Origin of the sequence: Neorhizobium sp. P12A (assembly GCF_008365395.1) — a bacterium.
Taxonomy (GTDB): domain Bacteria; phylum Pseudomonadota; class Alphaproteobacteria; order Rhizobiales; family Rhizobiaceae; genus Rhizobium.
In genome coordinates this window covers 1-13,095 of sequence record NZ_QOVX01000048.1, presented here as the reverse complement: position 1 = coordinate 13,095, position 13,095 = coordinate 1, and the positions used below count along the sequence as shown (strand labels likewise).

Annotated in this window: 11 protein-coding genes and 3 pseudogenes; 9 read left to right on the top strand and 5 right to left on the bottom strand. The window is 56.9% G+C overall.

What is annotated here, in order from left to right; all coding sequences use genetic code 11:
* The 5 genes and pseudogenes from DTW90_RS36400 to DTW90_RS36380 form a co-directional block, all read left to right on the top strand.
* A partial coding sequence (locus DTW90_RS36400) for a hypothetical protein (RefSeq protein ID WP_246665190.1) occupies positions 1 to 400 on the top strand: 400 nt, incomplete at its 5' end.
* A 13-nt stretch (positions 401 to 413) separates the two neighbouring features.
* Positions 414 to 747, top strand: a pseudogene (locus DTW90_RS36395) (glycosyltransferase); the annotation flags it as partial.
* A 551-nt stretch (positions 748 to 1,298) separates the two neighbouring features.
* Positions 1,299 to 2,990 carry a PAS domain S-box protein gene (locus DTW90_RS36390; protein ID WP_348642689.1) on the top strand — a complete coding sequence of 564 codons (1,692 nt, stop codon included), beginning with the start codon at positions 1,299 to 1,301 and terminating at the stop codon, positions 2,988 to 2,990.
* A gap of 260 nt (positions 2,991 to 3,250) precedes the next feature.
* Positions 3,251 to 4,360 (top strand): PAS domain-containing protein, encoded by a 1,110-nt coding sequence (locus tag DTW90_RS36385; protein ID WP_149344955.1) that lies wholly within the window; start codon positions 3,251 to 3,253, stop codon positions 4,358 to 4,360.
* Between the two features lie 11 nt (positions 4,361 to 4,371).
* Positions 4,372 to 4,803 carry a response regulator gene (locus tag DTW90_RS36380; RefSeq protein WP_132528440.1) on the top strand — a complete coding sequence of 144 codons (432 nt, stop codon included), beginning with the start codon at positions 4,372 to 4,374 and terminating at the stop codon, positions 4,801 to 4,803.
* A gap of 243 nt (positions 4,804 to 5,046) precedes the next feature.
* On the opposite strand, the pseudogene DTW90_RS36375 reads toward DTW90_RS36380, so the two are convergent.
* The 3 genes and pseudogenes from DTW90_RS36375 to DTW90_RS36365 form a co-directional block, all read right to left on the bottom strand.
* Positions 5,047 to 5,268, bottom strand: a pseudogene (locus tag DTW90_RS36375) (SDR family oxidoreductase); the annotation flags it as partial.
* A 588-nt stretch (positions 5,269 to 5,856) separates the two neighbouring features.
* The gene (locus tag DTW90_RS36370; protein ID WP_149344945.1) at positions 5,857 to 6,510 is read right to left on the bottom strand and encodes a ChrR family anti-sigma-E factor; all 654 of its coding nucleotides are present in this window, start codon (positions 6,508 to 6,510) and stop codon (positions 5,857 to 5,859) included.
* Positions 6,507 to 7,085: a sigma-70 family RNA polymerase sigma factor gene (locus tag DTW90_RS36365; RefSeq protein ID WP_348642688.1), complete on the bottom strand. Its 579-nt coding sequence runs from the start codon at positions 7,083 to 7,085 to the stop codon at positions 6,507 to 6,509. Before DTW90_RS36365 ends, DTW90_RS36370 begins: the two co-directional genes overlap by 4 nt.
* 385 nt (positions 7,086 to 7,470) lie before the next feature.
* On the opposite strand from DTW90_RS36365, the pseudogene DTW90_RS38000 reads away from it, so the two are divergent.
* The 4 genes and pseudogenes from DTW90_RS38000 to DTW90_RS38215 all read left to right on the top strand — a co-directional run.
* Positions 7,471 to 7,569: pseudogene (locus DTW90_RS38000) on the top strand (DNA-binding response regulator); the annotation flags it as partial.
* 171 nt (positions 7,570 to 7,740) lie between these two features.
* Positions 7,741 to 9,276 carry an IS21 family transposase gene (istA, locus tag DTW90_RS36355; protein ID WP_188080191.1) on the top strand — a complete coding sequence of 512 codons (1,536 nt, stop codon included), beginning with the start codon at positions 7,741 to 7,743 and terminating at the stop codon, positions 9,274 to 9,276.
* Between the two features lie 12 nt (positions 9,277 to 9,288).
* A complete protein-coding gene (gene istB / locus DTW90_RS36350) occupies positions 9,289 to 10,044 on the top strand; it encodes an IS21-like element helper ATPase IstB (protein WP_132528716.1) in 756 nt (251 codons plus the stop codon).
* Positions 10,045 to 10,339: 295 nt separating this feature from the next.
* Positions 10,340 to 10,795 carry an ATP-binding protein gene (locus DTW90_RS38215; RefSeq protein ID WP_348642690.1) on the top strand — a complete coding sequence of 152 codons (456 nt, stop codon included), beginning with the start codon at positions 10,340 to 10,342 and terminating at the stop codon, positions 10,793 to 10,795.
* Between the two features lie 29 nt (positions 10,796 to 10,824).
* Here the strand turns inward: DTW90_RS38215 and DTW90_RS36340 are convergent, their stop codons facing one another.
* Together DTW90_RS36340 and DTW90_RS36335 are read right to left on the bottom strand one after the other, a co-directional pair.
* The gene (locus tag DTW90_RS36340) at positions 10,825 to 11,193 is read right to left on the bottom strand and encodes a response regulator (RefSeq protein ID WP_149344943.1); all 369 of its coding nucleotides are present in this window, start codon (positions 11,191 to 11,193) and stop codon (positions 10,825 to 10,827) included.
* A 35-nt stretch (positions 11,194 to 11,228) separates the two neighbouring features.
* Positions 11,229 to 12,668 carry an ATPase domain-containing protein gene (locus DTW90_RS36335; RefSeq protein WP_246665188.1) on the bottom strand — a complete coding sequence of 480 codons (1,440 nt, stop codon included), beginning with the start codon at positions 12,666 to 12,668 and terminating at the stop codon, positions 11,229 to 11,231.
* Positions 12,669 to 13,095 lie beyond the last annotated feature (427 nt).

Genomic DNA, 13,095 nt, shown 5'->3' with positions numbered 1-13,095 from the left:
GCGTGATGTGCTTGCCGTTGACGACATCGGCAACGACGAGAAGCGCGCCATCCTCGCATCTTGGGCGTCCGATATCTTTGCCATCGAGTCCATCCCGGCGCTTCGTCTTTATCCCGGCGCGGACCAAGCCGTGTCCTACGGTGAGATCATCGATGCGCTGAAGACGTTGGACAAAGACGAGCGTCAATCTGGACAGCAAGACGCGTCCAGTTCTTTCGACATCCGCAGAACCCACCGCCGCAGATCACAAGCACGCCGGTTTGGCGGCCTGGGCCCGTGCAGCTACCAGAAAGGGGATCACCGCCAACAGCTATTCGAGATCTTGACACTGCAACGAACTGCCGCGTGCCTCTTCCAGGACGCGGGCATGATTTTTACCGACGACTCTTTGCTCAACTGAGGAGGTTTTGCCGATGAAGATCGCTCAGATCGCACCACTCGCCGAGAGCGTTCCGTCCAAATGGGGGAACCGAGCGCATTGTTTCCTATCTCACGGAACACCTTGTCGCCCAAGGCCATGACGTCACACTTTTTGCCAGCGGCGATACCTTCACTAACGCGCGCCTGGTTTCATGCTCGGATGTCGCGCCCAGGCTCAATCCGAATGTCAGGGATCATCTGCCACATCAGGTCGCCATGCTGGAGGAAATCCGCAGGCGGGCGCACGAATTCGATGTGCTTCCCTTCCATATCGATCTCTTGCATTTTCCGCTGATCCGAGACTTTGCCGACCGCACCGTCACGACGTGGCCTGCGGCACACCCGTTCGAGGCGGGTTGATTGCAGCAGTCGAGGCTGGATCGCCAGTCGCGACCGCCGGCCTGAAGCCAGGAGATGTCGTTGCGGCGGTCGACGACTGACCCGTTCAAGGGGCGGCGGATCTCAGTAACTTCTAAACCCAGCTTACCTTGAGGACCGCGACCTTGCAGAAGAAGGTTAAAGCACGCGTTGCGGGATCGTTAACTGAACGAAACGATGCGCCCGCATGGCCTTTGAGTGTGTGATGGAACGTTTCCCACAACTAGCAGCCAGTCTTGCCAATAGCACATGCGATGGCTGCTGGTGTCGAAAGTCCGCCCAGGCGAGCGATCGTCTCCCTTGTTATCGCGTCAAAACGACTTAACTTCGCACCTCCAACTTCTCATTTCTGAAAAACTTTGGGGATGGATAGAGTGTCTCCACTAGAATTAAACGATAAAATTGCGGCGACCGGAATAGCGCAGATGATTGAGCGCGGACTTTGGGACGACTCGATCCTGGGACCGCCGTCAGAATGGCCCAGTTGTCTGAAGTCGGCTATGGACATCATGCTTCCCTCGCATGCCCAGATCGTCATGTTCTGGGGCGACCAGTATGTGGCTCTTTATAACGATGCCTACGCTCCCACGATTGGCCTGAGGCATCCGCGTGCGTTCGGACGACCGGCAAATGAGAACTGGAGTGAGCTCTGGGATGACCTGGAGCCCTTGTTGGATCGCGTCCTCCATGGCGGCGAGACTGTATCAGCCCGGGATCGTCAATTTTACATCGAGCGCCATGGGCATCCGGAAACCGTGTATTTCGATATTTCCTATTCGCCGATCAAAGACGCAACCGGGAACGTCCGCGGCGTATTCTGCATCGTCAGCGAGACGACAGAAAGGGTGCGCTCACAGCAAGCGCTCAAGGAAAGCGAGGAGCGTCTGCGGGCGTTATTCTCCCAGTCCGCCGCAGGTATCGGCCAGACCGACCTCGAAGGCGGAATGACGCTCATCAACCAGCGCTTCTGCGAGATACTAGGCTACGAGAGAGAGGAGCTTGTGGGCATTCGTTTCCAGGATCTGACGTTTCCGGACGACCGTTTGGAAGCTGAACGACTTTTCCGGAACCTCGTCGAAACGGGCGAATCCTTCGACATGGAAAAGAGATGCATGCGGAAGGACGGAAGTATCGTATGGACGGCTGTCTCGGTGTCTGCCCTCAAAGATGAAGATGGCTCAATTCGGCAGGTCGGCTTCATCGCTATTGACATCTCCGCGAGAAAGAGCGCTCAGGAAGCGGAGCGACTTCTTGCGTCCATTATCGCTTCCTCAAATGATGCCATCCTCAGTATCGATCTCAACATGACGATCACCAACTGGAATGCCGCAGCCGAAAAGCTCTATGGATACTCTCCTGACGAGGCGGTGGGAAAGTCGGTTCTAATGCTTGTTCCGGAAGAGCGTCGTGACGAGGAGCCGGAAATTATCCGGAAAGTCAGCGCCGGCAGGATCGTGGAGCCTTATGAAACGCAGCGCCGAACGAAGGATGGCCGCCTGGTAGACGTTCAGCTCAGCGTTTCGCCGATCTACGACAGTAATGGAAAAACCATCGGCGCTTCCAAGATGGCCCAGGACATAACGGCCCGAAAGGAGGCCGAGCGTTTGCAAACGGTGCTGACCGGCGAGCTCAATCACCGGGTCAAGAATGCATTCTCCACTGTAATTGCTATTGCTAGACAAACTTTGGATCGGGATGGAACAGGTCCGGACCAAGTGACCGCCTTCCAGGATAGGCTCGTATCAATGGCGAAGGCCCACGATCTACTCACGCATCGGGACTGGCAACGCGCTGACTTAGGAGAGTTAGTCAGCCAAGTGCTAGAACCCTATCCGCCTGAACGGTTCGACATTGAGGGCTGCGCGGTACTGTTACCTCAGAAGGCCGTCGTCTCGTTCTCCCTCGCGATCCATGAGCTTGCGACGAACGCGGCCAAATACGGCGCATTGTCCATCCCTCAAGGCAAAGTCTCGATCTCCTGGAGCTTTGAGGAGAACATCGCGAGACTGCGATTCAAATGGGTCGAGCGAGACGGCCCCACGGTGCAATCGCCGACGCGAAAGGGGTTTGGCTCGCTTTTGGTCGAGAGGCTTCTAGCGGCCGAGCTAAACGGCCGCTCGACGATCAGCTACAATCCGGCCGGTGTCATCTGCGAGATCGAGGCGATCTTGGATCCAGATGCCGGATCGTAAAGACGGGGACGGAACAGCGATAGCAAATCGTTCGCAGTCGGATGCCTCACTCCTCCTCCGTCTTGGCCGACAAGGGCCAATTTCCACACATCGTCGGTCGCTGTGGGGATCCTTGAAGCGGGAATTCTTCGGCCTAAGTGTTTTCGTGCCTCTCGTTCATGGGGGATCGCGGACAGCACGATCGCTGTCTCCCGGGGGATGAGTGGGAACTCGAAGAACCCATCATGCATTACGCCGAGACTAGAAGCCATCAGGTTACTATGCAGGAAAACGACCAAAAACGAACAGAAGCGCGAGATGCCGGGGAGCGCCTGGTTGCCCGACACGTTCGCGAAGACCCCTTTGCAGCTGCCTTCAAGGCCACCCGCATGCCGATGATCGTCACCGACCCGAACCAAGCGGACAATCCGATCATCTTTTGCAATGCCGCGTTCGAAAAGCTGACCGGTTATTCAAGCAGCGAGGCAGTGGGACGCAACTGCCGCTTCCTGCAAGGACCGGAAACGAACCCGGCATCGGTGGCCCGCATTCGCGCGGCGGTCAGCGCCGGATCCGACATCGCCATCGACATCTTGAACTACAAGAAGGATGGAGAACCGTTCTGGAACGCGCTATTCCTATCTCCGGTCCGCGACGAGAACGATAAGATCGTCTACTTCTTCGCTTCCCAACTCGATTTCACCAATGTGAAATCCCGAGAGGCCGATCTGGCGGCCGCGCGCCATCGTGCCGAAGAGGAAGTCGCCGCACACACCGAGAAACTGGAGGTTGCGCTCGAAGCCAAATCGCTGCTCGTCCACGAGGTTGATCACCGCGTCAAGAACAACCTCCTGACCATGGCCTCGATCGTGAAGCTCCAGACCCGGATCACCAGAGATGAAGGGCAGAAGCGCGTTTTGAGGTCCGTGCTGAACCGCGTGGAGGCCTTGAGTACGGTTCAAAGAAAACTGTTCACGCTGGAGGACGTCTCACGGTTCGACGTCGCGGACTTCACAAAGGAACTCGTCACCGACCTTGTCGAAGCTGTCGGACGCAAGGATATCCGACTAATGCTTGATCTGCATCCGCTCCATGTGCCGGCGGTGAAGGCAACGCCGCTGTCGCTGATCGTCAACGAACTCGTCGGCGACGCCGTCCGGAGGGGCTTGAGCGACGGTGGCGGCGACATCCATGTCGTCGTCAAACGGTTGAACGGTCATTTCCTTATCAGGGTGGAGGACACCTCGATACCGGTCGAGGTCGATGCGGACACGGCCGAGATCGGTCTTATTCTTCTCGAAACCTCCGCCAAGCAGATTGACGCGAAGATCGAGAAGAGGATCGACGGGCATCGGACAACCGTCGATGTCACTTTGCTGGTCGACGGATAGGAGAGCGCGCATTGAAGGTTATGATTGTCGAGGACGAGACGCTGCTCGCCATGGAGCTTGAAACAGAGGTTGCGATGGCCGGCCACGAAGTGACCGGCACCGCAATGAACCGCAAACAGGTCGGCGACCTCCTGGAAGCGGATCACCCGGATTTTGCTTTCGTCGATATTCATCTTCAAGACGGTCCAACCGGAATCGACATCGGCCGCGATCTCGCATCCAAAGGCATTCCTTACGTATTCGTCAGCGGTAACATCAAGAAGGTCCCCGCGGATTTCGCAGGCGCCCTCGGTGCCATCGAAAAGCCCTACACGATGAATGGCATGAAGAACGCTCTTGCCTACATCTCAGCGATCATAGCGGGTGGCGAAGACGTCGCTCCGCCCGCGAGCCTTGTGCTGGCCGCAGATATCAGCACTACGGCGTTCCGCGAGCACCTGTAGTCCAGCGATTACCCTGGGAAGCTAAGAGCCGCGGAGGAAAGGTACGATGCAACGACGGCTGAAACTGCTCAATCGAGCGGCCACCTCGTCATAGGCGTGGGCATCGTAGGGGAAGCCGTGCAGAACGATCGTCGGAACGACACCCGAGCGACCTGACTCGCAATAGGCAATATTCAGGGCACCCGCAGTTACATGTTTCAAAGTTGACGCTTGCGGCATGATGAAACTTCGAAGATGGTTCGATCAAGCGATGCCCTTGCCGCCGGTGACACCGTAGAACTCGCCGTTGATGAAGCTGGCCTCCTGCGAAGCAAGAAGCACAAAGACGGGAGCCGGCTCGACCGGCTGCGCCGGGCGACTGAAGTCGCTGTCCTTACCGAAGTTCTTCACTTTCTCGTCCGGCTGTCCGCCACTTGGCTGCAGCACCGTCCAGACCAGTCCGGGCGCGACTACATTGGCGCGGATATCCGATTTTAGACAACCCTGTAGCCGAGCGACTATCCTTGCGAAGTCGTATGCTTCGGAAAAAACTCCGCAGTGGCAGGCAGGTCGATTTCCTCGGCCATCAACCGTCCCGAAACGACAACGATCCCTGCGTCGGGAAATCGAAGCGCCACGGCCTTGTGTTGTGCTCCTAGTTGAGACGACTGTATTTTTGCCGAGCGGCTTGCCAAAGCAGTTGAGGATCGGGGCTTTGCCACAGAAAAACTATACTACGGTCAACGACACGATAGGCTTGCTTCTTATATTATTCGTTGCTTTGACATCGTCGTCACGGATCTCCGTGTAGTGGTCTCGAAGTAGTGGCGGCGGCAGGACAATTCTCCCGATACAAAAACGCTGGTCTCGACCAGTTACGGGAACATTAGGTCGGCGGCCACGGCCGTCAGGCTCGGTGCAACGAAATTCCTGAGCAAACCAGCCGGCGCGGACGAACCACTTGAGATTCTCGGCGTGGCAAACGAAACAATGTTCCCCTACGGGATGATGAAACCTTGAGGTCAGGCGTCGCCCTTTTGGAGGAAGTGATAACTCACACCGCTGCCTAGCAGCTTATATCCCTAGAACTGGCTGCATCCACCGCATTAGCCTGCTTGTGAACCGCAATGGCGCGTCGGTGACGGCAAGGCAGATGCAGTCCTTGTCCGTTCCTGCTCGAGGTTGATGCATAAGATTGCCATCAGCCATTTCAACATCCCCTCGCCTGAACGTGGAAACCTCGTCGCTGAAGTTACCGTCGAGAACAAGTGTCATTTCCGAGCCCTTATGGGAATGTTCAGGAACCGGACGACCCGTCGGAATTTTAAGTAGACGCACAGTGGTTGTGCTATCTTCGGTTGGGATAATCATTTGGGCCGCCCCTAGCCCGAGACGGCGCCACTTCACGCCGCCAGCCTTGCTTATGTAAGACCTCAACGGCTCCGGGAAAGTCGGGTCGGCTGTCGTATAATTCTTTATCGGCAAAACCGCCTCGATTTCGCCGGCCGCGATCCGGGCTCGAATCGCCTGCCAGCTCTCCGGCAAGTCTTCTTCATCCGCGTCTTCACATTGAAGAAAGTAGCCACCAACGCTATCAAGCATGTCGATCTTCGTGCGGCACGCCGGGCAAAGTGCGAGGTGGGTGGCAACGGCAACGCTCCAACCCTCCGCCAAAGTGCCGGCGGAATAATCAACGAGCATGTCGTCATCCAGATGGTGTTTGATCATTTTTCCTCCTCCTGAAGGGCCATCCGCAGTTTCTCGCATGCAACCCGTATCCTCGTTTTTACCGTTCCAAGTGGGAGGTTAAGTTTCTGTGCTATAAGTGGATGCGTCAGACCATCGAAGAACGCCATCCGAAGAACGTCTGAATATTTGTCTTCCATCGCCAGCATCGCCCGTCGCAAACGCTGCGCTTCCTGCAGGCGCTCGATCGAGACGTCCGCTGACTCGATCTCGCCTGGCACGAAAGCAGGATCATTCATATCAAACTCGGCATGAGTGCCTTTTCGCACGGCATCGACCATGAGGTTGCGAGCGATCGTGAAGATCCATGTGGATGCGTGTGCTTTCGATGGATCAAACAGAGCGACCTTTTGCCAGACCCGCATCATCGCTTCTTGGGTGAGCTCCTCGGCTAAAATGCGATTGCCCCTGGACAGTCGGACCATGTACGACCGCACACGGGGACGAAAATGCCTGTAAAGAATTTCAAACGCATCGACATCGCGCGCCTCTGCTACTGCGGCCATCCACCAATTGATCCGCGCCGTATCAGACTTTAGTCCTTCTTCCTTCAACACTCCGACCTTTCGTTCCGACTGCGATGAACGCCAAGCAGTTGACCATACACAGGTCTCTCGACGAAAACGGGTCGGAGCGACAGTTCCATGTTCATGAACAGATATACGACGAGGAAGCGCAGTAGATCAAAATGAACTGCAGATCGCCGCGCCCCGTGGTCGCCTTCCTTGTTTGCCGGCGCCTGTTTCAGTCCGTTTCGGACAAAAGGAGTCGCGCGACTTGCTTTTTCCCTTGATCTGAGAGGCAGCGTTCCCCGCAGGATGCAGCAAAAAAAGAGCGCTGCGTCCTATCGAAAAAAATTCCAGCGGGGCTGGTGATGCCGGACTGACGCCCGGAAGAGCACTGCGCTCGCATTCGACGCCCAGCTCGGCACGTTCTAACATAGCATTGGAAAGGCGCGTTTTCTCGTGCCTGATCATCCGAAAAGAAGTCGTTGTCGACCGGCGCGAGTTGATCGAGCGCATGTACCAAAGTGATGCAGAGTGCGGATTCCGACGTGAAGCCGGCCGGCATTCCGATCAAAGACCGGCCACCATTCCGATTTGAAGCCGGCCACCGTTCCAATCAAAGACCGGCCAGTTTTCGGCACTGAAGATTACCTCCTGGGTCAGCAACTTTTGGCATCGATACCTCGTGATGAACGAGGGGATTTTGATGCCGGCAAAGAGAAGGCTGACCATGAGACATTTGCGACAAATGCTGCGGCTTGCGGCAAGCGGAACCAGCTCGCGTGAGATTGCCGTCTTATTGGGAATTGCGCGTAGCACGGTGCAGGATAATCTGCAGCGCGCGGCAGCGGTTGGGTTAAACTGGCCCTTGCCTGGGGATCTCACCGACGATGCGCTCGAGAGCAAACTGTTCACTCGTAATGGCATCAAACACGGCACGAGACGACGGGTCGAGCCCAATTGGGCCGATCTTGCCATCGAGCTCAAGAAGCCGGGCGTTACCATGCTCATCCTGTGGGAGGAGTATCGTGGGTCGCACCCCGACGGTTACGGCTATAGCCGCTTTTGTGAACTCCTGCGTGGGTTTCAACAGCGGCTTTCACCGACGATGCGCCAGGAGCATGCTGCTGGCGACAAGGTGTTCGTCGACTATTCCGGCAAGAAGATCCCGATCGTTGATCGCAAGACCGGAGAGATCCGCGAGGCAGAGATCTTTGTGGCGGTGCTCGGTGCATCGAGCTTCACCTATGCTGAGGCGACCTGGACGCAAACGCTCCCTGACTGGATCGGCTCGCATGTCCGGATGTTTCATTTTTTTGGAGGCGTTCCCCGGCTGATCGTTCCCGACAATCTGAAGTCGGGCGTCAACCACGCCAGCTTCTACGATCCCGAGATCAACCGCAGTTACGGCATGATGGCCTCCCACTATGGCGTCGGAGTTCTCCCGGCACGGCCAAAGAAACCGCGGGACAAATCGAAAGTTGAGAACGGAGTCCGTTTTGCTCAGACCTGCATCCTGGGGCGGTTGCGCAAACTGACTTTCTTCTCGCTGGCTGAGACCAATGCCGCTATTGGCCAAGCACTTGATCGCATCAACGATCACCTCATGCGTCGATTGGGTGTTACCCCGCGGCAAGTATTTGAAAGTGTCGAACGTGCTGCGCTCGCCAGCCTTCCGGGTGAAGACTACGAATTCGCCGAATGGCGTCTGGTCCGTGTCTCGACCGATTATCACGTCGAGTTCAAAAGCTTCTTTTATTCCGTCCCCCATGCCCTCATTCGCCAGCAGGTCGACCTGAGGGCAACGGCACGCACCATCGAGATCTTCCACCGCGGCAAGCGCATCGCCGTGCATCAGCGCCGGTATGGTGGTCCTCGCCATGGAACCGACCCAGATCACATGCCCAGTTCCCACCGGCGATACGCTGAGTGGACACCAGATCGCTTTCGGCGCTGGGCCGCATCCATCGGGCCACAGACAGAGGGCCTGGTGATCGCAATCCTTGCTAGCCGTCCGCACCCCGAACAGGGCTTTCGAACATGCCTGGGTGTGCTTCGCCTGTTTCGCGACATCGAACGCAATCGGGCCGAAGCCGTATCAGCACGCGCCGTCGAGATCGGTGGCCTGAACTGCAAGAGCATCGCCTCGCTGCTGGCCAACCACAAGGCGGCGCGCCATTCCACCGAACCAACCGCCATTGTCGACCATGCCAATCTGCGTGGCCCTGATTACTTTCATTGAGGAGACATACCAATGCTGACCAATCCCACCATCAACATGCTGCGTGAACTCGGCCTCAATGGCATGGCCACAGCCTTCCAGGAGCTCGACGCACAATCCGAAGCGCGCGACCTCGAGCATGGAGAATGGCTTGCCATACTACTCGAACGAGAGGCCACCATACGCCGCCAGAAGCGCTTCGAAGCCCGCGCCAGGGCTGCCAAACTTCGCCACGATGCGCAGATCGAGAATGCCGACTTTCGTGCCGCACGCGGTCTCGACCGCAATCTGTTCATGACGCTTGCTGGCTGCGATTGGATCCGCAGGCACCACAGCCTTCTCGTCACAGGGCCGGCCGGCGTCGGCAAGAGCTGGCTTGCCTGTGCACTCGGCCATAAAGCATGCCGCGAAGATTTCTCCGTCGCCTACCACCGGGTTCCCCGGCTATTCGCAACACTTGCCCTTGCACGAGGCGATGGGCGATATGGCCGGATCCTCAAATCGCTGGCCAAGACCGATCTGCTTATCCTTGATGATTGGGGACCGGAAAAGCTCAACGATGATCAGCGGCGCGATCTCCTCGAGATCATCGAAGACCGCTACGAGCGTCGATCGACGATCGTCACCAGTCAGGTGCCCCTGGATCGCTGGTGGGAAATAATAGCAAACCCCACGCTCGCCGATGCCATCCTGGACCGCCTCGTTCACAACGCCTATCGCATCGATCTCACCGGTGAAAGCATGCGAAAACAGCGCTCGCCGATAGTGCCTGAAACACCGCACGCTTGACCTGAAACAAAACCCGATCCAAACATCCAACAGACCCAGGATCAGTCCGACAAATGGCCGCCTTCAAATCGGAACGCCGGCCGGAATGAAATCGGAATGACTGGCCGGCTTCAAATCGGAATCGATGGCCGGCTTCATCGGAATACGCAATGCAGAGGTCGATTTCAATTCCATCAACGTGATATCGCGCGGCTGCGCCGGAAGATCGGGCCAGAGTTGATCGAAACGGGCCGCGGCCGCGGCTACGTGTTGACGACAGTAGCATGAGAGGCCCTTTCTCTTCCGGCGCACATCGATAGACCGGCGAGCCGGGTTTCTGGTAGGTCCAATATGGTTTACAGCCGCTTCGGCAACTGACTTCCACGCGAGAATCGATGGCACTAGAATCGTTACTGCGATCAAGGACGATGGCCCCGGCATGGCCGAGGCGGCGAAGGCAAATGCGCTTCGGCCGGGCGTGAGACTGGATGATAATGTTCCAAGAGACGGGTTCGGGCTGACGATCGCCAGCGAACTCGCGCAGCTCTACCGCGGTGCGATTAATCTACACGATGGTGAAACTACCGGGTTACGCCAGACGATCAAATACCCAGAGCCGTCACTTAGTACGGCGTCACTTGCCCGCACAATGGTCGCGGCGTGCATTGCGGAAGCCGGCGGTCGCCAAGTGTGTTCATTAGCGTTCCTCGACCCTCACAACACCGATTCTAGCTGCCGCTATCGGAATCGAAGCAATCGGCTCTCGCCTTGATCTGAAAATTAAGATTCGCCCCGGATGTATTAATCCCGTCGTTTAGCCAACAAATCCTCGATAGTTTGAAGCAGGCGCTCTAAAACATAGGGCTTGTCAAAAACTGCGTCGAACAGGTTCGGATGGGCTCTTCCGATCGACGCTTGAGCGCCACTGACCAGGATGATCGGAATATTTCCCTTCGCGTCATCACTGCGCACGGCTTGTGCAAATTCGAGCCCCGTCATCGCGGGCATCATAAAATCCGTGACGATCAAGTCGGTTTCATGCTTGTGCACCAAATCGAGAGCTGCCAGCCCGTTTGAGGCGGCGATGGCGTGATGACCGGCCTCCTCCAGGAACGCTACCAGCATGTCCGCCAGAAGGAACTCGTCCTCGGCGATCACGATCACCGCCATGTACTTGAGTCCCGATGCGAATTGCTCACGGCCGGTCAGTTCTCCAAAGGCTGGGCGATACCTGTCGCGGCACCTGCGACCGGCTGAAGCGGTAACGCGACTTTAAGCCCCTGGTTCCCGATCGAGACCTCGTGGATCACAGGTTCGAATTCGCCGTCGCGCACCTTCAAGACCGACATAACGCGCTTCGTCCGCGATTCCAGTTCCACATGGCGCAGCATGATGAGGTTATCGACGACGCTGGAAATCTCTGGTCCGGGAGCGGCGACGGTCGGGCCGAACATATCGCGTAGTTCCCACGTCGCGACCGTGGTCACTCCGAGCGAGCGCAATTCATTCGTCAATGCTGCAAAGAACTCCACAAGCCTCGGCCGGTGGACTGCGGCGCGTTCAAAGCCACCAAGCCCGTCGATGAACAGCCGCTTGATGTTCTTCGTTCGAACGCACTCCAGCAGAGAATGAGCAAGCTTGTCCAGGAGGTTTTCGGTCAAAGGTTGCCACATAATTTCGAGTGTACCGGACGCTTTCATCGCCTGAAGGTCAAATCCAAGCGCGCGAGCTTTTGCGTACAGCCGATCAGGCGTTTCATAAAATCCGAAGTGAAGAGCACGCTCGGTTTCAATCGCTTTTGCCAGGAAATTGATTCCCAAAGATGTCTTGCCGCTGCCTGATGGGCCAAAGAGCAGGGTGACAGAGCTTGCCGGTAGTCCGCCCCCCAGCAATCGATCAAGGCCCTCAACGCCGGATTCCATGCGGGTAAGATCGACAGGACCTTCTTGGCTGCTCCCCGCGATTGCTTCCAGCCTTGGAAAGGTCGAAATGCCGGTCGACAAAATCTCGAATTGATGAAACCCGCCAAGCGCAGCACTGCCGCGCGACTTCTTCACCTGGAGACGGCGGACCGAGCGCACGCCCGCGAGTTCGTCATGCAGTTCGATGACCCCATCGACCATCGTGTGCTCAGGGCTGTCCTCCGTCACGCGGGCGCTGGTCAGGAAGAGAACGGTGCACCCGACAAACGCAGCCTGGCTTTGAACTTCAGCAACGAATGTTTTGACGTCCAGATCCGATTGCACCCTGTCCCTCGCATTCAGAAGGCCATCGAAGACCAGCAATGTCGCCTTATGGCGCTGGGTTTCCTTGCGCAGCAGCTGTACGACAGCACTCAAGCCCTCGTCGCGCAACGTCTGGAACACGCTCATATAGGAAATGTCACGGCCGAGCCTCGATCGGTCGAAGAAATCGAACGTGCTCAACGATTGAAATAGGCGATCGTGCGTTTCGGCCAGCAGCGTTATGTAAAGGACCTTCCGGCCCTCCACGATGTTGGAAAAGGCAATCTGGTTTGCGAAAATCGTCTTGCCGGCACCGGGCTGGCCCTGAATTATATAGGAAGCGCCTTCGACGAAGCCGCCCCCCAAAATCTCGTCAAGCCCGGCGATACCCGATCTCAGTCTTGGAAGAAGCGTGCTCACGTGCGGTCCTCATATGTCGTAGCGCACCATAGTAAAGCGACGTTCAATTGCAAAGAGAAAGAGCGGTCCCGCGTGTCTCGTTAGCATCCGCTTGCGTTAGTTTCAGGATAAAGCGGAATGCCCTACGGTCTGAGGCGGGATAGGAGCCGTGACCGCGGATTTCGTGCGCGTGTCGCACATTTCGTCAAGACGATCTTCTAACCTGACCGATCGGAAGCGACTTCCCTTTCACGATGGGGAGGCCGCGCGCAGGAAACTTCCGTTTGCGCGTCGAAAGATATTAGGCGGTGATGTCAGGTTAAGTGGGTCTTCCTCACTTTGTGTGGTTAACAGACCGTTAGCGATGACCCGGCTATGGGCTGGCATGCGAACGAAATCGAAATGGTCGCCCGGTCCGGGTATTAAAGTGCAGAGCGTCGTGTTTAGC